21 protein-coding genes, 1 tRNA gene and 1 pseudogene are annotated in these 25,856 nt (G+C 43.8%); 8 read left to right on the top strand and 15 right to left on the bottom strand.

The genetic code is table 11. From position 1 onward, the window contains the following. Positions 1-36: 36 nt before the first annotated feature. From KO518_RS02485 to KO518_RS02460, 6 genes are all read right to left on the bottom strand, one after another. On the bottom strand, positions 37-2,910 hold the full coding sequence (locus KO518_RS02485) for a TonB-dependent receptor (RefSeq protein ID WP_216024217.1): 2,874 nt from the start codon (positions 2,908-2,910) through the stop codon (positions 37-39). Positions 2,911-2,916: 6 nt separating this feature from the next. Continuing rightward, on the bottom strand, positions 2,917-3,891 hold the full coding sequence (locus tag KO518_RS02480) for a FecR domain-containing protein (protein ID WP_216024216.1): 975 nt from the start codon (positions 3,889-3,891) through the stop codon (positions 2,917-2,919). A gap of 19 nt (positions 3,892-3,910) precedes the next feature. Beyond that, the gene (locus KO518_RS02475) at positions 3,911-4,417 is read right to left on the bottom strand and encodes an RNA polymerase sigma factor (RefSeq protein ID WP_216024215.1); all 507 of its coding nucleotides are present in this window, start codon (positions 4,415-4,417) and stop codon (positions 3,911-3,913) included. A gap of 80 nt (positions 4,418-4,497) precedes the next feature. Next, the gene (locus KO518_RS02470; protein WP_216024214.1) at positions 4,498-5,802 is read right to left on the bottom strand and encodes a jacalin-like lectin; all 1,305 of its coding nucleotides are present in this window, start codon (positions 5,800-5,802) and stop codon (positions 4,498-4,500) included. Positions 5,803-6,083: 281 nt separating this feature from the next. Next, on the bottom strand, positions 6,084-7,595 hold the full coding sequence (locus KO518_RS02465) for a phosphoesterase (RefSeq protein ID WP_216024213.1): 1,512 nt from the start codon (positions 7,593-7,595) through the stop codon (positions 6,084-6,086). A gap of 59 nt (positions 7,596-7,654) precedes the next feature. Then, positions 7,655-10,333 carry a TonB-dependent receptor gene (locus KO518_RS02460; RefSeq protein WP_216024212.1) on the bottom strand — a complete coding sequence of 893 codons (2,679 nt, stop codon included), beginning with the start codon at positions 10,331-10,333 and terminating at the stop codon, positions 7,655-7,657. Between the two features lie 302 nt (positions 10,334-10,635). On the opposite strand from KO518_RS02460, the gene KO518_RS02455 reads away from it, so the two are divergent. After that, positions 10,636-10,878: a hypothetical protein gene (locus KO518_RS02455; RefSeq protein ID WP_216024211.1), complete on the top strand. Its 243-nt coding sequence runs from the start codon at positions 10,636-10,638 to the stop codon at positions 10,876-10,878. 58 nt (positions 10,879-10,936) lie between these two features. Here the strand turns inward: KO518_RS02455 and KO518_RS02450 are convergent. Both KO518_RS02450 and KO518_RS02445 read right to left on the bottom strand, forming a co-directional pair. Then, positions 10,937-11,918 (bottom strand): IS5 family transposase gene (locus tag KO518_RS02450; protein ID WP_252735748.1). Its coding sequence is split into 2 segments (ribosomal slippage): positions 10,937-11,287 and positions 11,289-11,918, totalling 981 coding nucleotides; the frame shifts between segments, so codons are not numbered across the junction. A gap of 66 nt (positions 11,919-11,984) precedes the next feature. Beyond that, positions 11,985-12,596 (bottom strand): hypothetical protein, encoded by a 612-nt coding sequence (locus KO518_RS02445; RefSeq protein WP_216024210.1) that lies wholly within the window; start codon positions 12,594-12,596, stop codon positions 11,985-11,987. Between the two features lie 347 nt (positions 12,597-12,943). Between KO518_RS02445 and KO518_RS02440 the strand changes: the two are divergent. Continuing rightward, positions 12,944-13,826 (top strand): annotated as a pseudogene (locus KO518_RS02440) (IS110 family transposase); the annotation flags it as partial. 51 nt (positions 13,827-13,877) lie between these two features. On the opposite strand, the gene KO518_RS02435 reads toward KO518_RS02440, so the two are convergent. Beyond that, the gene (locus KO518_RS02435; protein ID WP_216024209.1) at positions 13,878-14,333 is read right to left on the bottom strand and encodes a hypothetical protein; all 456 of its coding nucleotides are present in this window, start codon (positions 14,331-14,333) and stop codon (positions 13,878-13,880) included. Positions 14,334-14,492: 159 nt separating this feature from the next. On the opposite strand from KO518_RS02435, the gene KO518_RS02430 reads away from it, so the two are divergent. Continuing rightward, positions 14,493-15,698: an IS4 family transposase gene (locus KO518_RS02430; protein ID WP_216024208.1), complete on the top strand. Its 1,206-nt coding sequence runs from the start codon at positions 14,493-14,495 to the stop codon at positions 15,696-15,698. Between the two features lie 90 nt (positions 15,699-15,788). Here KO518_RS02430 and KO518_RS02425 read toward each other — a convergent pair whose 3' ends face one another. The 6 genes from KO518_RS02425 to mutY form a co-directional block, all read right to left on the bottom strand. Beyond that, complete coding sequence (locus tag KO518_RS02425) at positions 15,789-16,427, bottom strand: hypothetical protein (protein WP_216024207.1); 639 nt, start codon at positions 16,425-16,427, stop codon at positions 15,789-15,791. A gap of 82 nt (positions 16,428-16,509) precedes the next feature. Further along, positions 16,510-17,226, bottom strand: coding sequence for a hypothetical protein (locus KO518_RS02420; protein ID WP_216024206.1), 717 nt, complete (start codon positions 17,224-17,226; stop codon positions 16,510-16,512). Between the two features lie 139 nt (positions 17,227-17,365). Further along, on the bottom strand, positions 17,366-17,767 hold the full coding sequence (locus KO518_RS02415) for a hypothetical protein (RefSeq protein ID WP_216024205.1): 402 nt from the start codon (positions 17,765-17,767) through the stop codon (positions 17,366-17,368). A gap of 408 nt (positions 17,768-18,175) precedes the next feature. Continuing rightward, positions 18,176-18,251: transfer RNA gene (locus KO518_RS02410), tRNA-Phe, on the bottom strand. Positions 18,252-18,455: 204 nt separating this feature from the next. Continuing rightward, the gene (locus KO518_RS02405; RefSeq protein WP_216024204.1) at positions 18,456-18,728 is read right to left on the bottom strand and encodes an oxidative damage protection protein; all 273 of its coding nucleotides are present in this window, start codon (positions 18,726-18,728) and stop codon (positions 18,456-18,458) included. Between the two features lie 28 nt (positions 18,729-18,756). Beyond that, positions 18,757-19,797, bottom strand: a complete 1,041-nt coding sequence (gene mutY / locus KO518_RS02400) for an A/G-specific adenine glycosylase (RefSeq protein WP_216024203.1) — start codon at positions 19,795-19,797, stop codon at positions 18,757-18,759. Positions 19,798-19,835: 38 nt separating this feature from the next. Here mutY and KO518_RS02395 point away from each other — a divergent pair, with 38 nt between their 5' ends. The 5 genes from KO518_RS02395 to KO518_RS02375 all read left to right on the top strand — a co-directional run bounded on the left by KO518_RS02395 (position 19,836) and on the right by KO518_RS02375 (position 25,780). After that, a complete protein-coding gene (locus KO518_RS02395; protein WP_216024202.1) occupies positions 19,836-20,576 on the top strand; it encodes an alpha/beta fold hydrolase in 741 nt (246 codons plus the stop codon). Positions 20,577-20,706: 130 nt separating this feature from the next. Continuing rightward, complete coding sequence (gene trmB / locus KO518_RS02390) at positions 20,707-21,426, top strand: tRNA (guanosine(46)-N7)-methyltransferase TrmB (protein WP_216024201.1); 720 nt, start codon at positions 20,707-20,709, stop codon at positions 21,424-21,426. 17 nt (positions 21,427-21,443) lie between these two features. Beyond that, positions 21,444-22,532, top strand: a complete 1,089-nt coding sequence (locus KO518_RS02385; RefSeq protein ID WP_216024200.1) for a methyltransferase — start codon at positions 21,444-21,446, stop codon at positions 22,530-22,532. A 74-nt stretch (positions 22,533-22,606) separates the two neighbouring features. After that, positions 22,607-24,034 carry a glycogen synthase GlgA gene (glgA, locus tag KO518_RS02380; protein WP_216024199.1) on the top strand — a complete coding sequence of 476 codons (1,428 nt, stop codon included), beginning with the start codon at positions 22,607-22,609 and terminating at the stop codon, positions 24,032-24,034. Between the two features lie 84 nt (positions 24,035-24,118). Further along, positions 24,119-25,780 carry a sensor histidine kinase gene (locus KO518_RS02375; RefSeq protein ID WP_216024198.1) on the top strand — a complete coding sequence of 554 codons (1,662 nt, stop codon included), beginning with the start codon at positions 24,119-24,121 and terminating at the stop codon, positions 25,778-25,780. Positions 25,781-25,856: the final 76 nt, after the last annotated feature.

Below are 25,856 nucleotides of genomic sequence, written 5' to 3'. Positions count from 1 at the left end.
GTATTATTGGACTGTTTTTTTGATAGTGAAATAATCTTAATGCAATGAAATACCCAATGTCAGGTTTCTGCCGTAATAAGAATATCTTGATAGCTGCTGTTCCAAAACAATCTCAGTTTCGGCATTGTCTAACACATTATTTACTTCTAAATACAACTGACTATTTTGGGTCAGCTTATAGTTTACCCGTATGTCTAACATGCCAAATGCTGACTGGAATTTCTCTAGCTCGTTTTTGGTTGGTGTGTTGAGCTTTATTCTATCTGTCCAACTGTAATTCACATGTGTCGAATAGTGACTGGTTTCATGAAACAAGTGAATGTTGAAGGTGCGAGGAGCGACGCCTGTGAGGCTATCTTCAACGGACTTATCCGGATAGCGATAGGTGGCCTCCGAATGAGTGTAAGTATAGTTTGCTTCAACCCCCAAACGATTGTTCAGGGATGGGAAGTAGAAAAGCTTTTGAAGAGATAAGACCAATCCATAAACATTGGCTTTGGCCCCGTTAGTATAGCTGGTGACATCATAGATCTTGTCTCCCAGCAATAACCTTGACACATCACTTTGCAATACATTTTTTAACCGTTTTACAAAAAAGCTACCGCCATAGAAACTAGAATTTGCACGATGCTGTTCTAATGAAAAATCTAACTGCCAACTCTCAACAGGCCTTAAATTGGGGTTTCCTCCCGTTGCAACCAGTTGCTCTCCAGAGTTCAATGTCAATCTTGGGGCGATATATTTCGCATCAGGTCTTTTCATGGCGCGAGAAACAGCGCCACGTAATTGCCATTGTGCACCTAATTCAAGTGCCAGATTTGCGGAAGGCAAGAGATATAGGTCATCATTAACAAACGCGATGGGCTTTGGGCTGGTTGATAACAGGTTCTCGTTAGTAAAGTATCCCTCATTTTTTTGGTTAGTCGATACTAGACGAACTCCAGCATTGCCCCACCAAGATTTGGCATCAAAATTAACTTGGGCGTGTGCAGACCAAGTATTTTCTGCAATTTTATAGCTGTGTAACAGATCTGAGTTGTTTGAAGAAACTGGCAATTCATTTTGTGAAATGATTTCTGTCCAGATTTTTTCCTCATCAGGAGTTATCCATCTTCGAGGGAGTTCAGCATCTGAAGAGGACAGGAAATCGACATCAACTAGATTAAAGTATGACTCTGGAAAGAACTTTTGAAAAAATTGCGCTTTGTAAATCCGATCTGTTCTGCTGTAGTCTCGCACATGATTGTGATACCCCAAACCCAATACGAGTGATTCAAAATGCCCGCTATTCATCACGTTGGTGCTACTGAACGTAATATGTTCGCGTTTGTCATTGGACGCAATATCCCTCCACTCTAACCTGCGACCCGGAAAAAACGACGAATCAGTAAGAGAAATATTGTTGTAGCGAATAGAAGGCAGATTTTCATTGTCCTGCTGTAAGTTAAAGTTGAAATCTACGCCTTCATCAATTCTAAATCGGGTTCGCCTGATTGGGTTTTGGGTTGTACTTGTGGCCTGAGACTGATTCCATCTCAGTTTATTTTTCCAGCTATTTAAATGCCATTGATAGCTGATATCAATTAACTCTGTTTTATCCAACAAACTCGCACTTTCGCTTGCGACTTGTACGGACCCGTTTAAAGAGTTTCCCGCCATCAAACGATTGCCTTGCCACTCCAATGAGTTTGTAAGCAAAGAGTCAATTGAATAGTCAGCACTGTATGAGAATTCTTGATAGTCAATAATGCGATCGAAAATCAATGCCTGAGCGGTCAGTATGCGATTGTCGTCGAATGCCCAATCAATACCGAAACTCATACCCGTGCGTTTCCGTTGCTCCGACTCCAATGTTGGTCGTATGCCTGATGCAAAGTAAATCGACAAATGGTCCGGATTTAAGTTGCTATTCTGATTCTGCCAGTTAAACAAAAAGAGTCGGTCCTGCCTGACATGCCGTTCATTAAACGTGGTACCTATATTTATTCCAAACGACTTGTCTTCATTTAGCCAAGTATACCCTATGGAGTGCTGCATTGCATAATCATCAGCCAATTCAGAATGAATAAGCGATGAGTTAACGCTAAACACTGAATCTTCCTTATGCAGTGGTCTAAAAGTTTTGATGTTAACATTACCACCGATACCGCCGTGAATATCAGTGGCTAAATTTGTCTTTTTTACCTCCACAGAGGCAGCCAGTTCCGCAGGGAAGACATCATAATGAAAGCGGTTGCCATACTGAGTGGAGTTTCTAGCGTTTTCATTGGTTGCAATGGGTAAATCATCGATAGTCAACAAATGAAACTCTGAAGGCAAACCATTGACACTCAGAAACTGCGCTTCACCTCGGTCTCTGAGAACTGAAACACCCGCTACGCGCCCTATGGCCTCACCGATATTTAAAGACGAAAAATCGGATATATTGTCTGACAAAATAATTTCCAGAGTTTGTTGAGATAAATATTTATCTCGCATTGATTCACCCATGTAATCGCTATAACGATCTTTTACGATTATTTCTTCAATGGCATTCTGTCTGTCAAATTTCTGTGTTATTTCTATAGGCTCACTTTTTACTTCTATAGACTCACTTTTTACCTCTTCACTGCGTTTTATTATCCAGTTATCGCCGATTTGTAAAAACAGCAGAGGTAGTTTGCTAATCGCCCGGTCAACCGCCTCTTTTCCACAGTATATTCCATTGACAGGATTGGTTAATAATTTCTCAACATCTTCAGGCGCAAAGATAATGGAGACCTGGTTAATTCTGGCAAGCTCCGATAAGGTTTTCGACGCTGACTGTGATGGTATTGCATAAGCATTTTCACACCCACGTTGATCTGCAAAAGCTTTGTCGTGCAAAGGTGCGATACATAGCAATATTGCTGCTATTACTGAACTTCTCACTGAATGTTACCGAAAATCTATTTCAGTAATACCACGCTTTGTTGTGACTGTTATAGGATAAACTTCTTCAAGCATGGCTAACACCTGCTTAGAATCATCCAAACGAAATCGCCCTGAAACTGCCAGTTCTTTGAGAGAGGCATGTTTGATTATAATGGCTGTATTTCTATATCTGTTTAATCGTTCTATTAAAAACTGTAATGAGTCATTATCAAGTTCTACCCAGCCTGACCGCCAGTCTACCCGCTTGGCTAATTGGAACTGCTCGACCGGCGCAAAATCTTCAGCGAAAATTCGAACCTTTTCCGCGGCCTTGACTAATCGTGAAAGACCAGTCATTGCATCTCGAATCTCAACAATACCTTCATAAACGGTAACGTCGGTAATGCCTGCCCCTTTATCAATATTAAATTCGGTACCTAAAGCTGTGACACTAGCGTTCCCGACAGAGACGACAAATGGTCTTTCGGTATCTCTGGCGACATCAAAATAGGCTTGACCATCAATCAGATTGATGTCTCTTTTAGTGTCTGACAGGTTTACCCTTAAATTACTTTGAGGGGCAATATTTATTTCAGTTCCATCTTCAAGCAATACATCTCTTGTTTCTGCCACCTGAGTTCTCAGTTGCAAATTAAGAGAATCTTCCACCTGTCCGGACATGATCGTATTCAGTAACATAAAAACAAAAATAGCGGACATGGCGACGCTTGGAACAGTTATGGCTAACCATTGCTTTGGTACTTTTGAAAAAATCGAATCCACAGGTTGCCATTTTGCGCGCCCCTGTTGTTTTAATCCTGTTTCTAATTCAGGGGCAGACCATGTATCCACCATAGACTCAAAAACTTTTTTGTGCTCAATTGACTGCTTCAGCCATTTTTGAAAACGACGTTGGGTTAAACTGTCAAGCTTGTGTCGACTCATCAGCTCTAACCATTGTGCTGCTTCATCATAAACTTCATCATCTATATCTGTCATTATAGCTCTCCTCCCTGAATCATTCGCTGTTATCCAGATATCGTTGAATATCAGCCATCGCTCTGACAATATGCTTGGATACAGCGGCTTCGTTCATAGTTAACATGTTGCTTATTTCTTCGACAGATTTGCCATTAATACGACGTAAAGTAAACACCCTTCTTCTTAGCTCGGGCATTGTCTGAAGGGCTTCTTCGACGAGCTTCAGGCGTTGCACATGGTGTAATTGGGTTTCAGGGGTAGCACGCTGACACTCAACGGAATCCAAATCATCATATTCCTGCTGATTGTTGCGCAACAAAAGGTTTCTGGCTACTCGAATTGCATAAGCCAACGGATTCTTGAGTTCTGTCTTTCTGGCTTGCTCTAAGACCCTGACTATTGATTCCTGATAGACGTCGATGGCGTCATCTGGATTTAAGGCGTGACGCTTCACATAACCACATAATTGCTGTTGGTTATCTATGAGTATTTTCTGTACACCAGAAACTCTTTTCACTACTGCTTCACCCATTGTTTCAATCATAAAATGAGCCCATAACAATGATACGTTGTATGGACTCTATTTTGCTTTTCATGTTGTGAAGGCATGCTATATGAATATTATTAAATTTTAGTGAAAATGGCGCCAAGACTGTCTATCTCGTCCCCCGAGCTGCCATGTAAGCCCTCTATCTGCCAGCCTTGAGGTGCTGTTATTGTTTGGCATTCATTTGATTTTCGGCCGCCTTCAATGCGATTTTCCCTGTTTGTTTTAAATGCGGCATAAAAGACTCTGTCACTACCATTTTTATTACCAATGCAAATTTCCAGAGAAGTCAGATATTCTCCAGATTGCAGCTCTAGGACTTCTAGGCTTCCGCCTGAACCGCCGCGAGTGCTCACGGAACCACTATTAAATGTGAGCTGTATTTGGTCAACTCGTCTGCCAGCGCGTAACGCGATTTTACTGATACCATTTGATGTGGCCAATGCGTCAAGATCGCTGAAGTTTGTGCCACCGTTGCCACCATACTTGTCACTCCATTGGATTTGGCTATCCGTCTCGTAGCGCCAGTCAACAACAACAGGAGGGTGATCGGACAGTTTTTCTCCTTTTCTATTTTCATCATCTTGCCTTACTTCATAGGTAACGGGAGTCAGGTTAATATAGCGACTATTTTTGAATAGAACTTTGTCGACTATTTCGCAGGAACCTGAGGTTACCTGTGGATTGCATACCAGGGCATTGCTTCCGGATTCAGGCGTTATTCCTGCCCGCAACAACTCTATCCAGACATCCTTAAAGCCACGGTCTAAGAATAGTTCCATGTTGTCACCCGCCCGTGTGTACCTGGTGTTAGCATCTCCCATTACGATAACCGCATTTCCGGCAGAATGTGATGAAATATAAGTGAGTAACTGCTTTATGTTTTCTCGTCTTGCCGCCAGAGCCGCACTGTTTGTTTCGGCTTGAGTGTGCAAATTGTATACATCAATAAACACGCCTTCTTCTAAACGCAGCTTTGTCATGGTGAAACCTTTTGGCGTAAAACAATCCACGCCACTACAGTCTTCCCATTGAATTCTCTTGATATCGGAAAACTCAAAGTAACTCATGGTGTTGAGGCCACTTCCTATTCCCATCCCGCCAGATGTGGGCGATCGATAGTTGTGGTTGTTACAGGTATCGTATAGCGCTGCATGATAATTAAAATCTTCCTGAACGTTTACAATATCAAACTGGTTTACATAGCAACTTATTTGCTCAGTGGCAGATTGCCTGCTCGATGGCGCACTTGAGAAGAGTTCCAGCAAACCTGCGACGTTATAGGTTAATGTTGAAAAGTTGCCTGATTTGGAGGCGGCATGAAGTGGTTGAAACAGCCCAAGAAATACAAAGGCAAATATTATTTTTTTAAAGGTAACCATATTAAACGAACCCCTTACTTTGATTGAATTAGACGTAAAATTAATTTTCATAGCACACATAGATAAGAGGTTCATTTGATTGTAAATGAGACAATATATTTTGTGATTTTTTTGTTACAGTCAAATTTGGTGCAATTTTTTGTGAAAGCTGTTTATCCCAATTTAAAGGTAGTGCTAATAGCTTAAGGTTGCAAAAAATCTCCGGTGATATACTCGCTCTAAGGTAGGTTCCAAGTTTTGGTAACTTTGACGGTTTACCCTAGGCGATTTATTTCAGAGCGTTATTGGGTAATATTGACAAAAACAGGATTGGTGTAAAACCACAGGTCTTGCCACGGATCTTCTCCAGGGGGATCGGGCTCAGGTTCTAATTCATGTAAGTTGTTGGTCCCCCGAATTCTTATGTAAAAAGGGGCCTTAATTTTTTCTATTGTAAAGTTCATGTGATACCAACCACCTTTGGCTTGCCATTCACTGGCGGTAAATCTTTTTTCGACTTTGGTTGATGGGTTGCTATCTATTGCTAAATCATTGTATTTGTTATAAATATTTCCGGTAATTAAGTCTACACGGACAAGGCGAGGGGGTGTGCCTTGGCGGTTTCCAGAATCCTTATCAGATTGGGGCTCTCTGACTTTCACCTCTATATTGACGGAGCTTCCTGCGCTAATCGTTAACTCTTCCCCGATAGATGCAACAGTGCCATCAGCAGATCTGACATTGACGTTGATCCCGTTTATTAAGTCGCCAGTGACAGCAAAAATATGCCCTTTCCGTAATGCATTGATAATACTATTGTAGTTTTTTTCCGCAAAAACATAGGTTTTTGAATACTCCCCAGGCCAAAAATCCGAACGGCCGTCAGTGTAATGTACATGGCTATCGGATGTTGCAGTTATCCACCAACGACGACCTTCACCTAGCATACTGTCCCAAAAACCTCCCAGCCTTGCCGTCATTTGGTCGAATCCACCCATCGTCGGGTATTCTTTATAGCCACTTCTTTTTGCTGCCTGATTGATACTGCCATCTGGATTTAGCGCAGACGCCTGGTGACCTGGAGAACCTTCCATGCCAATCGCAACATTAGGGGCAATGTTGTTCCATTTTCTCAGTTCTTTGGGAGTGACCCAAGTATATTCTCCTAATCCTTTTGCTGTTCTGCCTGGATGATTGGCAAATAATAAGGGGTTAGGCGTTAATTTGCTCATTGTTTGCAGTGCATTTAGCATGGCCTTTACGGTATCTCTACGGATATCTGTTGGATGAATTTCACGCCTGTTAAAGTTTTTTTCGATGAAATATAGATGCTCTGATTCATGTTCAGAATGAGGCAAGATCAAGCTGCTGTGTCTTGCTCCTGGCGTGTCAAATTCCATGCCATAAAACTGCAATATGTTGGGGTAGGCAATACGTGTTTTAAGCAGATCTGGATACGCTTGTTCAAGATTTACTTTACTATGATTCGGCCCTCCATGATCGGTTATTACCATCCAATCCAAACCATACAATTCGGCTTTCTTGGCATTGAATTCTGCCGAATAGCGCGCATCGCCACCTAAAATTGGAGAAGGAGGGTTTGTTGAGTAGTCCCATTTTACGCTAAATCGACTATGAATATGATGGTCGCCAGCCAACCATTGTTTTGTTTGTGGTTCCGAGTTTCCTTTTACCTTGTCATTCAACGTCAACTCGTGAGCTATACCGCTTCCGTGGGATGCTGCAGTCACCGGAACTAACATGGACAGGTAAAGAAAAACGTCAATAAGTTTTTTCTTACGAAATTTAATCATATATGTACTGTTATCTGCGAGTCGCGCATCGCACAGCAATGCGCGACTCAATAGTGCTGCTAGAACTGTACCGTAGCACCTAACATGAAAGTGCGCCCACTGGTGGTCGTATTATAGGCTCTGTCGCTGGAGTCACTGTAAAGTTCCTCTCTGACATCGGTTAAGTTAATACCCTCAAAGTTCACCTTTACATTCTCACTCACCCAATAGTAGGCAGAGAGATCCACAAAAGTGGACGCGTGGAAACCGCGTTCGTCTTCATCCCCAAGACCAGCCTCTACTCTGGTGATATAATCACTGCGATAGGCGGCGGCAATCCTGCCTCCCCATTGTTCTGCCTCATAGTACAAGGTGAAGTTGTAACTGGTATCTGACAATCCAGGAAAGCTCTTAGATTGAGCCAAGCCTGTTCCCTGAACATTTCGATATAATGTTGAGCCATCAGCCCAGGTAACGTTTGCTATGACGCCCAGGTGATTAAAGGGGGCCGGCAGAAAGTCTAGGTCTCGCTGCACTGACAATTCTGCACCTTTTATCTCGGTTTCATCTGAATTCTGAGGAGAGGTGACATTAAAAATGTCGTCTACAGTTTTTCCTTCAGGCAATAGATTTGCAGGCAATCCCAGTTCACTGTAGGTGATTTGATCAGTTTCGGTCACAATGAAATTCTTAATGTCTTTGTAAAAAACAGCAACAGACACTACCCCAACTTCTCCAAAATACCATTCCAAAGAGGTGTCAAAGTTAGTGGATTCAAATGGGTTCAGATTTGGATTCCCAACACCAATAACACCAATATCCCCTTCATCTAAGGAAGTTTGGCTGACGTTTGCAGAGAAAGAAAGAGCGCTAAGTGACGGGCGGGTAACATTATTGCTTGCGCCAAATCGCCACAGTAAGTCATCGTTTAATTCCAGTACCATATTTACACTTGGCAGTACATCTGAGTACTCTTTAGTCAGACTTGTGGGGGTGCCTTGGGAGAGTCCTTCAGAGGTCAACTCTGTTTCATAGTATCGAAGCCCGAATTCAGCTCGTAATGGCATGTCACCAATATTCATTTCCAATGAGTATTTGGAGTAGGCGGCTATGGTTTCTTCTACAACTTTGTACTTGCTGTTTTCATTGATAAATTCATCACCCAATTGGAAGCCATCTAGGCCGTAGTGTCGCTGGGTAGCATCGAGGTTGGCTATGATCCAACTTCTATCCTCGTGCCCTGAAAATATTTCTACCATGCCCGGTGTTAAGGTAACGTCATCTTCTTTCAAAGGTGATAAGCCATTTTTTGGGAAGCCATTTTTCTCGAGATTAAACCCAGAATTAGTGAATTTTTTATAGTTGATACCAAAACTCACCGTATCATCATTGTCTAAGAAATAGTCAAAGTCGGCTTTAGCATTGTCAAAGTCAGAATAGATATAATTTTCCTCAAAACGCAGCTCTCTTACTTCAAAACCATCAATTGAATTCACGTCGAAATTTGGCGAATAACTGACCCCATAAAACCGATCGCCTCTAAAGTCAGTAATGATGTCAGCTTGTTTTCTGGCGTGAATGTAAGCTCTGTGAACTTTGGGTTGTTCGTAGTCTGATGAGCTGGAACCAATCAGTGCTTTCATAACCAAGCTTGGCGTCAATGTCCAATCTATAGACAGAGTCAATTGTTCCAAAAGGCTCTCGTTGTAATCGTTACGAGTTTCATTTCGCCAAGTTGCATCCTGATAGCTGGCATAAATGACTTCTTTGTCACCATTGTTGTCAATCCATTCCAACTCATTCACAATCTTGTTGTCTTTAACGGCGTTGTGATGCTCGGCAAGGTCATTTTCAAGGTGACCTCTTAGATAATCCAGAGACAAGCTAAAATCGTTTGATGGTTTATATTGAGCAGACAGCGTTATGCCTAATCGTTTTTGGTCATTTTCCCAGACGGAGTAACGATGCCCTCTGGGAAACCAAAGTTCATTTGAATCTAATGCAGCTTGTAATTCAATGTCATTGGGATCTGCGGCAGTTTTTCCACCTTCGCGGCGCCAGCGAGTGGTATTGGTTCCTTGTTCATTGGTTTCTCTACTACTGTAAGCAATTGAACCGAGTAATCCAAAATCAGACCAAGTGTTTGAAACCATAACTGCAAAGCGAGGATCTGTACTATCTGTTTGGGAATTTGTTCCAAGCTGTGCAGATGTTGCCGCTTTGAAGCCGTCATAGTCAAAAGGCCTGGCGGTTTGCAAGTTAATGGTTCCCGCGATTCCGCCTTCTTCCTGATCGGCTGAGTAGGATTTTCTTATGTCAATCTGATTAAACAATTCAGAGGCGAAAATATTGAAGTCAAAGGCTCTTGAACGACCCACGGCACCACGTGCGTCCATCGGTGATGAAGAGGTACCAAGAGCTTCCATATTGTTTACTTGCACTCGGGTAAAATCAGGACCCAGACCGCGTAATGACACTTGGCGTCCTTCACCACCTTCGCGAGTAATCGCAATTCCAGGAACTCGTTGCAAGGCATCAGCAAGGTTGAGGTCTGGAAAGTCAGCAATATCCTGAGCAACGATAGAATCTTGGGCGATCATGGCACTTTGTTTAATGTCTCTGGCGCGTATTACAGAGCTACGAAATCCTGATACTTCTATCTTTTCGATTTCATATGCATCTTCTTGGGCGTTAACCTCAGCAGCGAACGCTGGTGACAAAGCCGACGATACAAGCACTGCAATCAACGAGTGTTTCATTCCATTCTCCTGGTATATTTGTTGTAAATATTTTTGAATTTAGTCAAAGACTTTTCTGGCCATATAGAGAAGAGCAGCGGACATGACATTGAAGACAATTTAAAGTATTAAAGTTTTATTACACCTCTGATAAAGGGTTGTTTAAACAAGTCAAAAATAGATGGTAATGATAAATTTAAAGCAGAGAGTGCACTGAATTTAAAACGAAAAGTAGCGCCCAAGGCGCATAGACAAGTTTCAAAAAATGAGTTTTCAAGAAATGAAGTTTCAATATCTCTGTCCCTTTGATACTTTGATGTCTTATGAATAAAGCACATAGAAAAAATCTGTTCCTCTTTGGCTTCGTTGCGCTTATCGCCATTGGTGTTTGGACATCTTATGCCCCTCAAAAGTCGGCAACGGTAAACACGTCTAAATTTGTAAGCGACTGGTCTGAGTCATCATCAAAAGGCGGTTTAAATCAGGAACAGAGCTATTTTGCGGTATCCGCACGAACCCACCCCGTCCATCAATTAGGGAAACTGCGAACAGGTCCTACAATTTAGGTCAATATACTGGCGTTTTAGGCCGGATTTCGACCCTAGTCCGGGTTATTCCCGGATTTCAGACAGATCTCGGCTGTCGTCGTAACATTTGATCTACTTTAAACAGGTTCGCTAAGGTGAATAGCACGGCTAACTGTGAGTCATTTTTCATCAGCCCTTTGTACCGTGCTTTGATAAAACCAAACTGGCATTTAATGATGCGAAACGGATGCTCCACCTTAGCTGGAATGCTGGCTTTCAGATATTCAATTTTGATGGCCATTTTGTTTTTGCTGGGATGTTTTTTCAGGGCCCGGACTTTACCGGGGCGTTCGGCAATAAGCCATTCTGCATTCGTATCTTTAAGCTCTTCCCGCTTCTCTGCGCCCTGATAATCAGCATCGCCAGAGATGAATTCCTCGTCGCCGTTGCAACAGGTTTTTCAACTGATTCAGGTCATGTTCGTTGGCGGCAGTGGTTACAAGCGTATGCGTCAGGCCACTTTGGGCATCCACTCCGATATGGGCTTTCATACCAAAATGCCATTCATTGCCCTTCTTTGTCTGATGCATATCCGGGTCACGCTCATTCTTTTTATTTTTAGTAGAACTTGGCGCTTCAATAATCGTGGCATCCACCAGTGTTCCCTGCGTCATCATCACACCGCTGTCCGTCAGCCATTGGTTAACCGTTTTGAATATTTTGTGAGTAAGCTTGTGTTTTTCCAGCAAGTGCCGAAAGTTCATAATGGTGGTGCGGTCAGGAATGGCTTTATCCAGTGACAGTTGCGCAAACTGACGCATTGAAGCAATCTCGTACAGCGCGTCTTCCATGGCTTCATCACCAAGGCTATACCATTGCTGCATACAATGAATGCGGAACATGGTTTCCAGTGGATACGGGCGGCGACCATTGCCAACTTTAGGATAAAAGGGGTCAATCACTTCCAGCAGTTGAGGCCACGGCAGCAGGTTATCCATTCTGGATAAGAATATCTCTTTACGGGTCTGGCGGCGCTTGCTGGAAAACTCGCTGTCGGCAAAAGTTAACTGTTGGCTCATGGGCGGCAATGGCTGTGATTTACTATGCAGCTATGATCTCACATCGGGGACTTATTCGCATCTTCCCTAGGTATTCTCTTGCATAGGCTCAAAGCAAGTAAAAGATGGCGGTTCATTAATTGCCCCCATTTGAAACAAGTACAAATTTTTATCTCCAACGAAATGAACCTCGTGGGAATTTAAAAGATTTATTATTTTTTGACGCCAAATAGGTATGTTTTTTTTATAAAATTCTAAGCTTACCTTTGAGCCAAATGGGTTACGTGCATGAAGAATAGCTCCACATTTTTTATAAACTTTAACAAATTCCACTGGGTTTAAATAAGTGTCATCACTTTTTATATTAAATTGGGATTTTACACCTTTGACATCACTCTTATCTTGGGAAATTGGTATAGGAAAGTATTTTGGATTTACTTTAGCCATATCTTTTAGCAAATATTCAGCATTCCAAAATTTTTCGAATTTTGCATACTCTTGAGAATATAATTTAACATTTGAAACTAAAGATCCAAAAGCTATTTGCTCCAATATTTTTCTAAGCTGTAAACAAGCTGATTCTAAGACTGTGATTTCAAGGTTGACTCCCGATGCATCAGAAAATAAACGATCAATAACGGATGTTCTATATTTGATATCTTTAAGGATACCTAGGTAAAGCTCATGATTTTCTTTCATTTGTGCTCCGTGCGATGAATTATGATGAACACCTAACTTTAAGCTAACGGGCAGTGACGTAGCGCGAAAATGGCGAAGCCGCGCTGCGTTACTGTCCCAGTGAACGAGTTAAGCGCTTTGTATGGATAATTCTTCCCTAAATTCCCCACAACTTTTTCAAAGATGGGTAAAGTGAGGCCCAGACTTTGGCTGCAACCAAAGTTGGCTGCGTGGCAGTTCGATTATGCGATGGCTCCTCAGTTGAGAGACCGTTAACAAACATGAACACCACACAGTGCTCCAAGCAACATACTCGAATAGTCGACTGGGCCCCGAGCTCGCATTTAGCAAACCAGAGTTAGCTTATTATGAATAGATCAGCAGCGCAAAAAATTAACGTTGGCGTAGACACAGGCAAACAATTCTTGGACATCCATGTTCGTCCGTCACATGAATATTTTCAGGTCAGTAACGATACAAAAGGCATATCTGAGGTAATTAAACGGGCTGAAAAAATTAAGCCCTGAACGCATTGTGATTGAATCCACCGGCCGTTACGAAGCTGCATTTATTACAGCATGTGCGAAAGCCAATTTACCGTTCAATATGGTAAACCCGATACACGTAAAACGCTTCGCCGGCGCAATTGGCAGAAAAGCGAAAACAGATAAGCTGGATGCTGAGCTTATCGCACATTACAGCGAGGCCATTCAACCTGCCCTGTCGTCCCTGAAGCCCGAAACTATGAGGCTTATGGCAGATTTGGTGTCACGGCGGAACCAGTTGTTAGACATGCAGACAAGTGAAAAAAACAGACTTCAAATCATGCCCAAAGCTACGCAGGCAAGTATTAAATCTGTACTCCTGGCCATCAAAAAGCAAATAGAAAAAATGGATGATGAACTGGGCAAGCTGATAGAAAGCTGTCCGGAGTACAAAGCCAAAAGTGACCTTGTGCAAAGCATGCCGGGGATCGGAAAAGTATCGGCTGCTACGCTCATTAGTTACCTGCCGGAACTCGGCTTGCTGAACAGTAAAGAAATTGCTGCACTGGTTGGTGTAGCACCAATGAACAGAGAAAGTGGCAAGTACAAAGGCAAACAGGTTATCCAGGGTGGCCGCAGTCAGGTTCGCACACTACTGTTCATGGCGATGATGTCAGCGATGCAGTGTAATCCTGTTTTTAAACGCACTTATACTCGGCTAGTCGAAGCAGGCAAACCTAAGAAAGTTGCCATTATTGCCTGCGTCATGTGGGAAGAAAAAGCTGCTTAAATTCAGGGTTGACGCCATAGTCGTTTGTTATGTTTTTGCGTACTTCAATAAGCGATCTACATTTATTTTTAACTGTTTTTTAGGGTCGGTATATTCACCGTTTATTGTGAAACCCATATATTGATGGTATTCCTGAATTGTATCCTTATGTGTAGGGTTATCTCCAACACGGTATAATTTCCACGCCTTCCGAAACCCGATTCTTTTATACCAAGGTAACGCAACTTCAAAAGCAGCAACAGCTGATTGGATGCTAGCAAATTTGTTCTCTAGGTAAATGCTGGCATGTTCAGGCCAATTTGTGGGAATAGGATACACCTCTGATAGCTCACTCCTGATAACTGATTCAAAAGCCTTAGCTTTATCTGAAAAATTTGCTTTCTTCGCTCTTGAGCCAGCAAGCCTATGAACAGCTACGATCCCAAACAGTGATATAACGATAGTAATAGTTAAAGAAATGTTGTCAGAAAATATATTGTCCATATAAACTCCTTTTCATAACTTTTAACTCAAACCTAAGAAAAACATAACGCCACCTTCTAACGAATCCCCTCATAAATTAAAGCAGATTCAATAATATAGACACGCATGGTGCAATTTGATCTAATTCATTTCGCCAAAAACATACCAGAACAACACACCATGCGTGATATATCTATCTTACATGATTTACTTAAAAATCAATGCCCGAATTTACATCAAAAACGTCTATCGTCTTTAATGGTTGCTGTGCAGTCGTTGCTTGATGGACAGCAACTCTCGCTTACCGAATTGGGCCGCAATATCACCGGGACGGTTGCCGCTAAGCACAACATTAAACGGATTGACCGGCTGCTTGGTAATCACGCTTTGCACAACGAGAGATTCGATATTTATCGCTGGCATGCAAGGCTTCTCTGCGGGGCGAATCCAATGCCAATAATACTCATTGGCTGGTCTGATGTACGAGAGCAAATGCGCCATCAAACTCTGCGTGCATCTGTAAGTTTTGAGGGCCGCTCGGTCATTCTCTACGAACGGGTATTTCCATTTTCTCAATACAATTCTCCGGTCAGTCATAATCCCTTCTTACGAGAATTAGCAGCCATTCTGCCTCAGCGCTGTTGTCCGCTTATTGTCACTGATGCAGGCTACCGAAACACCTGGTTCCGTGAAGTTGAAAAGCTTGGTTGGTTCTGGCTTGGACGTGTCCGTGGTGAAGTTGGCTTTCGTGAACAGGGGCAATCTAAGTGGCGCAGCAACAAGTCTTTTTATCCTTCAGCTAATGCCAAGGCGCGTTACCCAGGGTTTGGTCAGTTAGGTCGTAAAAGCCCTCTTAATGCTTATTTGCATTTGTTTAAAGCCAACCCCAAAAGCCGTAAAGACAAGCGTTCATCGAAAGCGGGTCGTCATCACAATGCACAACAAAATTATCGCGATAGCAGTAAAGAACCTTGGCTACTTGCAACGAATATCCCCGCAGAATCACTGACCTCAAAAAAACTCGTTAACCTCTATGCCAAGCGAATGCAGATAGAAAAAAGCTTCCGGGATATTAAAAGTCCTCAGTACGGACTAGGACTGCGTCACAGCAAAACGCGCTGCCCTAAACGCTTCGATGTACTGTTGCTCATTGCGATGCTAGCCGAATGGCTGCTTAGGCTGATTGGAATCATAGCATATAAGCACAATTGGCAGCGTGCTTTCCAGGCCAATACCATCCGGAATCGTCCGGTACTCTCACTAATCAGGCTCGGACGGGAAGTTCGAAAACGCCGGCGGGATTACCCCGTTTCAATCTCTGAAATTCGGTGGGCTATCACTCAGTACATCCGAAGAGTTCACGTCACCGGAGTGCCTGAATTATGAGGGGATCCCCCAGCGCCGCAATAATGGGCCGACTGAAGCGAAGCGTAAGGAGGTCCAGCCGAAGGCGACATTGATTGATTTGTTAAGTTTTTAGCCATATTCCCTCTTCATGTGAGGCCGACAGCATTTCCGAAACTGTTTTCCAGAGCCACATGAACAATTAGCTTTAATCGGATGGTGAAGATAAATTATCCGATTCATTAATTTCTGTTGCTCGTTCTCCAATTCACGGACATTTTCTGCATCGTCTCCCACAAGAAGCAATTGCCCGCTTGTAACAGGATATTTAGATTTTATTTCAAAGAGCTTGCTTTGAACAGCTATAAGCTGGTGCACCACTTTCTGTTTTGAAATGGGCAGTGTTTTTGACGGCAATCTAGAACTTTCTGAATCATAGTTGAAAGTTATAGCGGGGTCTGGAATGAATAGAATTTTTGATTCTCCGTGTTTTGCTGGAGTAACGCAGTATTTTTTGCCATCCGCTTCAACTATGGCGTGACCTATAAACTGAACAAGTACCTTTTCCCAAACAAAAATTGACCAGCCAAAAATAACATTTCCATTCTTTTCTTGAGCTTCACCTTTTGCGTTGAGGGCGCACTTATTTCGTATAGCCCCAGGCTTGCTAAAAACATCCACAAAGTATGCTTCGCTGCAACCAGTCAGATCTTTGCAGAGTTTCTTGATATCAGGAGTTACTATCTTTGGTACAATTGTTGGTGAAAACACGAGAACTCTCCGTGAAACTTAACGCTCGCATTTGCGGCTGGTTTGGAGCGCAGCGGAAAACCAGTCCGACAACATGCGCTTGTTATGTTTTTGGTAGTTTAAGACCATGCTCAGCCTCTAGATACTTAAGAACTTTATGTAGTGCTCTATATATGTTTAATTCATTTGCACCAAATGGGTAGTATCCACTGATCAACTGTTCGGCAGGAATGTCTCGGGGTACGGTTCTCCGTTTGTATCCATTTTCACCATCGTAAAATTTGACAGGGTAACGAAATGAGCGACCTTCACTTTCCAGTTCACCCCAACTCCCGTAATTTTGAATATTCCCGTTGTAACACTCGTTACCTATGATGTTCTCTATATCAATCAAAATATTCTTCAGCGGATCGATTTCGGATCGAGTCCGTTGGATTGCGTCATAACTTGAGGCCTTGTTCTGTATATATTCAAGCTGCCCCCTAAAATAATTGTCATTCTCTGATTGAGCCTCAAGCACCCATTGGTTATATAAATCGTTTCCCTGATTGCGGCTTGAAAACTCTTTCAATTCTACAATTGCTTCTAGTTCGTCTTGAATTGAAGAAAAACGTTCTTCCCAGCTTTCGAAACTTTCCTTGGCCTCTTGGATTAAAGTTTCTTTTTCTTCATCAGAAATGCCTGAATAATCTAGAGCCTCGAAATTTCTATATGCATCAAGCTCTTCCTTGACTGTGTAAGTTTGCATTTCCTTGTCCTTAGGCCACGCTTCTTTTGCAGCACTTCTGATTTCTTCAATTACTGAGTCAGGAACGGGCATTTAACCTCCTTGAAAACATACGCCCGCATAACGGGCAAAAATACGTAGGCTATAATGACGAGCGAAGCGAGGGAGCCTACGTGTTTTTGTCCCTAGCGAGCGCAGCGAGTGTTAATGCGTTTGTATGGTACGTTCCTCACTAGCACTGAATTAACCTCAAAATTGCCATAATAGCAACGATAAACGACAGAACAGCAGATACAACAAATTTCCAATGGGCTTTGAAAAAGAACTTTACTGGATTGCAAGCATGCCGAGCTTTACGAAGCCCTTTATTGGTGAACAGGAAGTGTTGGTTATTTGATGATTCTACAAATCCCCGAGCCTCCGCTTCTTTGAACCAATAGAGCATAAACTTTTTAATTGAAATATTTTCTTTTTCAGCATTGAGTGTTGGAAAAAAAGGTAGCAAGCTTAGATCTGTACAGTCGAGTTTGTGGTTAAGTATAAAACGTTCCTCTTCGCCGAATTTATCGCTAAGGAGATCAATAGCTCCTCGAAGAAACTCTTTTTGATTAAATGGGACTGAATTAATTTCCATTTTATACAAGTACCTAACAATTTATTCTACGGAAAAAATCCTCGATGTTGTGCGGAGCGTTTCCATATATCACACTATTAACCCTCTAACTTTTGCATAAAAAATACGCAGCATCAATATCTTACTCGTTTACGCAGTCGTTATGTTATTAAGTGCCGCATGGTTGCGACTTATCTCACATTTAATAAATTTACAGGTAAGAAGGCGGCAAGTGATCTAGAGCTTGAGCATGCACAAGTACTCTTGGGCCATGAAAGTGTTACAACAACTATCCGAAACTATAGATTGCTACCCATTAAGGTAAAACCTTTTAACTAGTTTTTGGATAAACCGGATTTATTTGGCAACGCGGGGCTGGCTGGCAGATACAAAAAAGCCCCGCATTTTCATGCAGGGCTTCTTGAATAATGGTGCCCAGAGGCGGGATCGAACCACCGACACGCGGATTTTCAATCCGCTGCTCTACCAACTGAGCTATCTGGGCAAATCTGGTTAGCGTTGTAGGCGTTTAGTGCCTGTTGCGCTGTGGGTGCGTATTAAACGGATTTCCGCGTAACAAGTCAACCGTTTTTCTTGTAATTTTTTTCAATTGCGCACAGTTTGTGCAAATTAATGAAAAAACACTCACCTGCGTTCGTTATTTAACCACCTTATCGCTGATTATTCTCAATCGCTAGACGAAAATGCGTTATTTCGGCGGTGGCACGTAGCCTTCAATGGTGGGCTCTTTGCCCTCAAACAAAAAGGCTTCCATTTGTTCTTCCAAAAACTGCCTGTCAGTGGGCGCCATCATGTTGAGTTTTTTTTCGTTGATCAACATGGTTTGTTTTTTTTGCCACTCCGCGAAGGCTTCTTTTGAAATATTGTCATAAATGCGTTTTCCTAACTCTCCGGGGTAAAGCTGGAAATCCAGTCCGTCAGCCTCTTTCTTAAGATGCTGACAAAAAACTTGTCTGCTCATGTTTGCCTCCTTCATTAAGGCTATCAGTTTATATGATTTGTTTGATCTGTGAGATTATTTTTTGAGTAGGGGCGGCGGTGCCTACGCCCAAGGGTTCATGTAAATGAAACCAGCGAAAATTATCTTCCGCCACTGCGTTACTGTTGATGTCATTGGCAATAACCAAATACGGTGAAATGTCCAGATGAAAATGACTGAATGTATGGCGAAACGGCGTCAGTGTTTTAATTTCTGCCTGCGTGAGTGGCAATGTATCAACCATTGCCTGCACTTCGTCGTCGGTTTCAATAAAACCAAATAACCCGCCCCACAGCCCCGTGGGAGGGCGCTGAGCCATTAATATACTGCCTTGATACAACACGGCTACCATGTTGGTTTTCTTCACTGGCACTGTTTTTTTGGGCTTTTTACCCGGGAAGTCTGTCTGACGCCCCTGAGCATAGGCCAGGCAATCTGACTGCAATGGGCAATCATCACAACGGGGCTTACTGCGGGTACACACCATTGCGCCTAAATCCATCATCGCCTGGGTGTAATGATTACACCTTTTAGCAGGCGTATTGGTTTCAGCATAGGCCCACAACTGGTTCTCAACTGTTTTTTGCCCAGGCCAGCCTTCAACGGCGTAGTAGCGAGCCAGTACCCGTTTCACGTTACCATCTAAAATGGCATGGGTTTGACCACAAGCGATAGACAAAATAGCACCTGCGGTAGAACGCCCGATTCCTGGCAGTGCAACAACGTCCTCTATTTGTGTCGGGAATTCGCCGTTGTGTTGCTCACATATACTGATTGACGCTTTGTGTAAATTTCTCGCTCGAGCGTAGTATCCCAGCCCTGTCCAATGATCGAGCACCGCATCCTGAGGGGCTGCAGCAAGGGCCTGAACGTTAGGAAAACTGCTCATAAAGCGCTGGTAATATGGGATAACTGTGGTTACCTGGGTTTGCTGAAGCATAATTTCAGACACCCAAACACCATAGGGCGTAATCACCTCTTGCCAGGGCAATGTTTTACGCCCGTGTAAATCGAACCACGCTAATACGCGGTCACTAAAACCTGAAGTCATTTGTATATTTCATAAGCCTGCAACCCCAGTATGATACCATGCCCGCTTTGTTACTAAACCTTAAGGTCGTATTTGTGTCGCTGCCATGCTTATTTTTACCCGGAACCCTTTGTGATGAACGCGTCTGGTTACCGGTGTGGAAAAACCTCACTCTCTCGCAGCGTCGCTATGTCCCCCTTCAGTGGGCATCATCATTAAACGACATGCTGTCCTTGACTTCCGACCGCGTTTTGGAGGGAGAAAAGGTTCATGTGACTGGCTTTTCTATGGGCGGTTACGTTGCCGGGTGCTGGGCCGTGAAAAACCCTGCCAACGTAGCATCGTTAACGCTTATTGGATGCTCCCCTTATGGTCTGACCAAGGATGAAATCGCCAGACGTCAGCAATTGGTCACCATGTTGAAAAAGGGGCAGTTTCACCCGCAAAAAACTGCTTACCTGTCGCGCTTTGTTCACCCTGGTTATCTTCAAAGCGAGCACGTTGCCGGTGTGGTGTCGGAAATGGGCAGCGACCTTGGCGCCGCCACCCTCATTGCTCATACTCAAGCCACAACACCACGGGAATCGCTGGTCCCTCTGCTGAACAAAGCTCCTTTTCCTGTTCACTTTATTGGAGCCAGTGAAGACAACATTGTACCTCAAGACACCTTACAAAAGGCCCACAAAGCAATATCAGGGGCTACGCTCACTGTTATTCCCGACGCAGGGCATATGTGTCTGCTGGAGCGTCCGGATGAAGTCGCAATGAAATTAACTGATATTCTACAGCGACTACCCTAATCTTTAAGAATTGCAGTATTATTGCTCAAAGTATTTTGCAATCATAAGTACGACGGGCATAATGCCGCCCCAATCTATCAGGTCGCTGGTAAACAGTGGCCTATCTGTACAAGCAACATCAGGCACTAAAATGGGTCAATACAAGAATCAACAGGAAGCGGAAGCCGCTGGCGTATACATCAGTAAAGTACGCAGCTTTGTTAAACGCGAAGGCCGACTGACAAATGGTCAGGCGAAGGCGCTGGAAACCTACTGGCCGACCATGGGTGTAGAGTTTCAGGAATCCATGCTGGATATGACAGCACTGTTTGGTCGCGATGCTCCTGTAGTACTGGAAATTGGCTTTGGTATGGGTAAATCTCTGGTAGAGATGGCAGCACAAAGTCGAGAACTCAATTTTCTCGGCATTGAAGTACATCGTCCCGGCGTAGGCGCGTGTCTTGCTGACGCAGGTGAGCGCAATCTGAGTAATTTACGGGTAATGGAATACGATGCCGTAGAAGTGTTCAAAAAAATGATCCCCGATGGGGCGTTAACCAGAGTGCAACTGTACTTCCCCGACCCTTGGCACAAAAAGCGCCACCACAAACGCAGAATTGTGCAACCTGAGTTCGTCGAAATGGTGAGACAAAAACTCACTATTGGTGGTAAGTTTCACATGGCCACCGATTGGGAGCCATATGCAGAACACATGGCAGATGTGATGAATGCTGCGCCTGGATACACAAACACTGCTGACACCGGCAATTATGTTCCTCGTCCGGACTATCGCCCCACCACAAAATTTGAAGTGCGCGGGCAAAAATTAGGGCATGGCGTATGGGATTTAATTTATCAACGCACTGAATAATAAATGGAATTGCAGCTATGTTAAGCCCACAAAGTCAGTTGCTGGAACGCAACCTTGCACTTTTTGATGAAGGCAGTTGGTTGATTATCAACCCTGCAGACGCCTATTTTTCAGATCTTATTCCAGCTACTGATGCAACATTTATGTATCAGTATGCCGATATGTTTATCGAATCGGTGAAAGTTATTCCTTCCTGTGAGTTCGACAGCCGGGATGTCAGCACAAGAAACTACGGCTTCAATGTGACGCAAAAAATAGGCAGGCACCAGCATTACTTTGCCCCTTTTATCGATAGTAATAGCCAGTATACTGACGTTCTTATTTATTTGCCCAAGTCGAAAGCGCATATGCAGATGCTCATTGCGATGGCTCACAGTGCGCTCACCAGCGGGGGCAGAATACATATTGTGGGTGAAAACAAAGGCGGGATTAAAAGTGTTAGCAAGTTGCTCGCAAATATCGGTGCACATCAAAAAGTAGACTCAGCCCGGCACTGCAGCCTGATTACTGCGATCCCCTCTTCTGCCGCAACTGATTTTACCCCGGCGCACTGGCTCAACACACACACTTACCACGTAGCAGGCGTGGATTGGGATGTGGTTTCAATGCCTGGCGTGTTTAGCCATGGTGAGCTTGATGAAGGCACGCAGATGTTACTGGAAAAAGGGTCTGACAAGCTGCGTGGAGACGTACTTGATTTTGCTTGCGGTGCGGGCGTTATCGGCGCTTATTTATTAAAGCAATTTCCACACGTAACGATGACCATGCTGGACGTCAGTGCCCTGGCTATTTTTTGTTCAGCCAGAACCCTTTCATCCAATGGCCAGGCTGCCACATTGATTGCAGCAAACGGATTACACGGTGTGGAGCAGCGTTTTAATCACATTGCCACCAATCCGCCGTTCCATACCGGAGTTAAAACCGATTACACTGTCACCCGGCGATTTATTGAAGACAGCAAACAACATTTGAAACCTGGCGGCAGCTTACAGTTGGTAGCCAACCGTTTTTTGCCTTACCCGGGCTTACTCGGCGATGTGTTTCCACAAACACACACCGTAGCGCAAGACAATAAATATTCGCTTTACAGAAGTATTTGTAATTAAAGAAAGGGGCTGTCCCCTCTTTCGAAAACAACCAAACCGGCTACGTGGTATTTCAAACAACTGGAGACTGAACCTTGAACATTGTTTTCGCAATTTCTGAAGTAGAAGACCTGGTTAAAACCGGCGGACTGGCAGATGTAGGTAAAGCCCTCCCGCTAGCACTGCGTGAAGCTGGCGAAGATGTAGTACTGTTCATGCCTTACTACAAAGCCATTGCCGACGAATACAAGCTGGCTGACGCCTGTAGCCAACAAACCCTGTTCGCCGAAAGTAAGGTCTATCACTACAACATCAAGCAACTCAGTTGGAATGATCTGACAATATACTTTATCGACCACCCGGAATACTTTAATCGCGACGGACTATACAGCAGTCAGTACGAGGCCTACACCGATAACGCCGAGCGTTTCAGCTTTTTTTCCGGTGCGGTACTACACGCCATACAGGCTCTTGGGCTCCAACCGGACATTATTCACTGTCACGACTGGCACACCGCCATGCTCCCCTTTTTGTTGGTTCATGAACAAAGTGGTTATTTTGCCAGTACTAAAACCGTATTTACTATTCACAACGCCGCTTTTCAGGGTGTACACAAGCTGGCGGACATTCCGTATCTTCGACATCATCCGGCAATTTTACCTCACGTTCACGGCGGTTATATCAACATGTTGCAATCTGGCATTCAGTTCGCAACAAAAATCACTACAGTGAGTCCGAATTACGCTGAGGAACTTCTCACCGATTTGGGCTCTCACGGTTTGCACGACCGGCTAATGTTGCGCAAGGACGATTTAAGCGGCATTTTAAATGGCTGCGATTACGGTCAGTGGAACCCACAAGATGACGACTTTCTTCCAGAGAACTATTCGGCAGAGACTCTGCACTTGAAAAAAGAGAGCAAGGTCGCGCTGCAAAAAGCCAGTAACCTCCCCCAACAGCCCGATGTTCCAATTATTGGTATGGTTTGTCGTCTCACCGAACAAAAAGGCTTTAGCTATCTCGTGCCAATATTAGATGACCTGCTTCAGCACAACCTGCAAGTCATCATCGTCGGCACCGGCGATCCCGGTGTTTGCATGGATTTAGACGAATTTGCCCAGCAACACCCAACCCAGTTTTCATTTATTAATGGTTTTAGTATTCAACATGCACATCTGGTTGAAGCGGGTGCCGATTTCTTTTTGATGCCATCGCAATTTGAGCCTTGTGGGCTCAACCAGATGTACAGCTTAGCCTACGGTACCATTCCCATTGTGCGTTCAGTGGGCGGCTTAAAAGACACCGTTGTGGATTGTGCACAAAACCCTGAGACGTCCACGGGATTTGTATTTGATGCGCCTTCCCCGGAGGCGCTACTCAATTGTATTCGCAGGGCACTGTTGTTTTATCATGAACACCCCTCGCGCTTCCGTCAAATGCAGGTTCGCGGCATGAAAACCCGATTTACCTGGGGAGCAGCAGCCGCGAAATACGCCGCGTTGTACCGGTCAATGCTGCCATAGCAAACAATAAATGCCTGGATTGCTTTATTTTTATGCAAACATAAGCCACTATTTACGTAAAGGAATGGCGCAAAACGGAACACAATGAATTCAGCTCCCGTGCAGCTCTCAATACGCAGCTTGTTTTTGTGGGCAGTGATGACAGTCACTGCCGTGGCGCTGATTGTTCCTGCGTGCTATTCCGTTTTTTATCAGATTGCGTTTTACGAGAAGTCACTGCGCAACGAGATAATTACTACCGCTGAATTCATTGCCGCCTCTGTCAGCAAAGATCTCGACGCCCCGGATGCGCAAAACGCGAAGTACGCCATTAACCGCAAACTGAAAGCCCTTTCGGCTTCATCTTCCATTTTAAATGCTCATGTTTACCGGCAAATTAACGCCTTTGAAGTTGAGCAAATCAGCAACTATACCCGCGAAGGCGAAACCCAAACTGCATCCCACAGCCAGACTATTACAAACTATTTTCAGCCGATGCTAAGTGATAACACCATCGAGGTTTCCCGGGCAGTGGTAAGTGACCGGGGCACCACGGCAGGCTATGTATTTATTCAATCAACCTTAGCGCCTTTCAAAACGTCTATTCGCAAGTTAGTCATTCGGCATGTAATGATCACCGTGATCATGTTGCTAATTAGCTATCTGGTAGCCTGGAAACTTCAAAGTGTACTAACGACACCAATTAGAAATTTAGGAGAGTTCCTCAACAGAACCTCAAGACAACGGGATTATGCATCCCGCGCTCAGGCTACAAAATTCAGTGAACTGAACATATTGTCTGACGCCATTAATGTCATGCTCAGTCGAATTCAGGAATACATGCAAAGGCAAAAGCTAGCTGAGGAACAGCTGCGCAAGCTCAACTCGTCACTGGAAGATATCGTCAATCAGCGTACCCTGGCATTGAGAGACGCCAACCAGGAACTCATTCAGACACTGGAGAAACTACACCAATTTCAGCGACAAATGGTGCAAAATGAAAAAATGGCGTCTCTGGGCGATATGGTGGCGGGCGTTGCCCACGAAGTTAATACCCCCATCGGCCTCGGCGTCACCGCTTCAACGATGATGCTGGACAAACTGGCGATTATTCAAAAAGAGTTCGAGAGTAAAACCTTAAAAGCCAGTACAATGTCGAGGTTTATTAGGGAAAGCCAGGAAAACCTGAATATTATATACAGGAACCTGAACCGGGCAGCGGAGCTTATATCCAGCTTTAAGCAAGTCGCGGTAGATCAATCCAGTGAAAACAACCGTACTTTTTGCGTTGAACAGCTGGTTAATGAGATACTACTGTCATTGCGACCTAGGCTGAAAAAACTCAATCACGTCATTAATGTGAGCTGTGACCCTACGCTTGTAGTCGAAAGCAAGGCCGGGCCCATTAATCAGATCCTTATAAACCTGATAATGAATTCAGTGATTCACGGGTTTGAAGGAATAGACAGCGGAGAGATCGATATTGTTGCAGAATTGCTTCCTCCCGCTAAGCTAAAATTAATTTACAAAGACAACGGCAAAGGGATCCCCCGCGATATTCGCAAGCGGATTTTTGACCCGTTTGTTACGACAAAAAGAGGGCAAGGTGGTTCCGGGCTAGGTATGCACCTGGTGTATAATCTGGTGACCCAGGCACTAAACGGTACGATAACCATTACCAGTGAAGAGCAAAATGGTGTGGAATTTATTATTATTTTCCCTGTAGAAAGGGCTGAATCAGGTAAATTACCGTTAAAAAGTGAATAACCCCTTGTAATTTTTGTACTAATCCTTATACCGTAGACAAGTTATTCGAAACACCTTACAAAAAGCGTTCGGGTAG

This window comes from Aestuariibacter sp. A3R04 (genome assembly GCF_018860805.1).
In the GTDB taxonomy this organism is placed as follows: Bacteria; Pseudomonadota; Gammaproteobacteria; order Enterobacterales; family Alteromonadaceae; genus Alteromonas.
The sequence above is the reverse complement of the archived record's forward strand: the minus strand, read 5'-3'. Positions and strand labels throughout refer to the sequence as shown.

What these genes read in the sequence shown, in the direction of transcription:
- KO518_RS02470 (WP_216024214.1), bottom strand. Translation starts at nt 5,802, where the DNA reads ATGGTTACCTTTAAAAAAATAATATTTGCCTTTGTATTTCTTGGGCTG.
- KO518_RS02385 (WP_216024200.1), top strand. Translation starts at nt 21,444, where the DNA reads ATGTTAAGCCCACAAAGTCAGTTGCTGGAACGCAACCTTGCACTTTTT.
- KO518_RS02375 (WP_216024198.1), top strand. Translation starts at nt 24,119, where the DNA reads ATGAATTCAGCTCCCGTGCAGCTCTCAATACGCAGCTTGTTTTTGTGG.
- mutY (WP_216024203.1), bottom strand. Translation starts at nt 19,797, where the DNA reads ATGACTTCAGGTTTTAGTGACCGCGTATTAGCGTGGTTCGATTTACAC.
- KO518_RS02430 (WP_216024208.1), top strand. Translation starts at nt 14,493, where the DNA reads ATGCGTGATATATCTATCTTACATGATTTACTTAAAAATCAATGCCCG.
- trmB (WP_216024201.1), top strand. Translation starts at nt 20,707, where the DNA reads ATGGGTCAATACAAGAATCAACAGGAAGCGGAAGCCGCTGGCGTATAC.
- KO518_RS02460 (WP_216024212.1), bottom strand. Translation starts at nt 10,333, where the DNA reads ATGAAACACTCGTTGATTGCAGTGCTTGTATCGTCGGCTTTGTCACCA.
- KO518_RS02445 (WP_216024210.1), bottom strand. Translation starts at nt 12,596, where the DNA reads ATGAAAGAAAATCATGAGCTTTACCTAGGTATCCTTAAAGATATCAAA.
- KO518_RS02455 (WP_216024211.1), top strand. Translation starts at nt 10,636, where the DNA reads ATGAATAAAGCACATAGAAAAAATCTGTTCCTCTTTGGCTTCGTTGCG.
- KO518_RS02465 (WP_216024213.1), bottom strand. Translation starts at nt 7,595, where the DNA reads ATGATTAAATTTCGTAAGAAAAAACTTATTGACGTTTTTCTTTACCTG.
- KO518_RS02405 (WP_216024204.1), bottom strand. Translation starts at nt 18,728, where the DNA reads ATGAGCAGACAAGTTTTTTGTCAGCATCTTAAGAAAGAGGCTGACGGA.
- KO518_RS02395 (WP_216024202.1), top strand. Translation starts at nt 19,836, where the DNA reads ATGCCCGCTTTGTTACTAAACCTTAAGGTCGTATTTGTGTCGCTGCCA.
- KO518_RS02420 (WP_216024206.1), bottom strand. Translation starts at nt 17,226, where the DNA reads ATGCCCGTTCCTGACTCAGTAATTGAAGAAATCAGAAGTGCTGCAAAA.
- KO518_RS02475 (WP_216024215.1), bottom strand. Translation starts at nt 4,417, where the DNA reads ATGATTGAAACAATGGGTGAAGCAGTAGTGAAAAGAGTTTCTGGTGTA.
- KO518_RS02435 (WP_216024209.1), bottom strand. Translation starts at nt 14,333, where the DNA reads ATGGACAATATATTTTCTGACAACATTTCTTTAACTATTACTATCGTT.
- KO518_RS02415 (WP_216024205.1), bottom strand. Translation starts at nt 17,767, where the DNA reads ATGGAAATTAATTCAGTCCCATTTAATCAAAAAGAGTTTCTTCGAGGA.
- KO518_RS02480 (WP_216024216.1), bottom strand. Translation starts at nt 3,891, where the DNA reads ATGACAGATATAGATGATGAAGTTTATGATGAAGCAGCACAATGGTTA.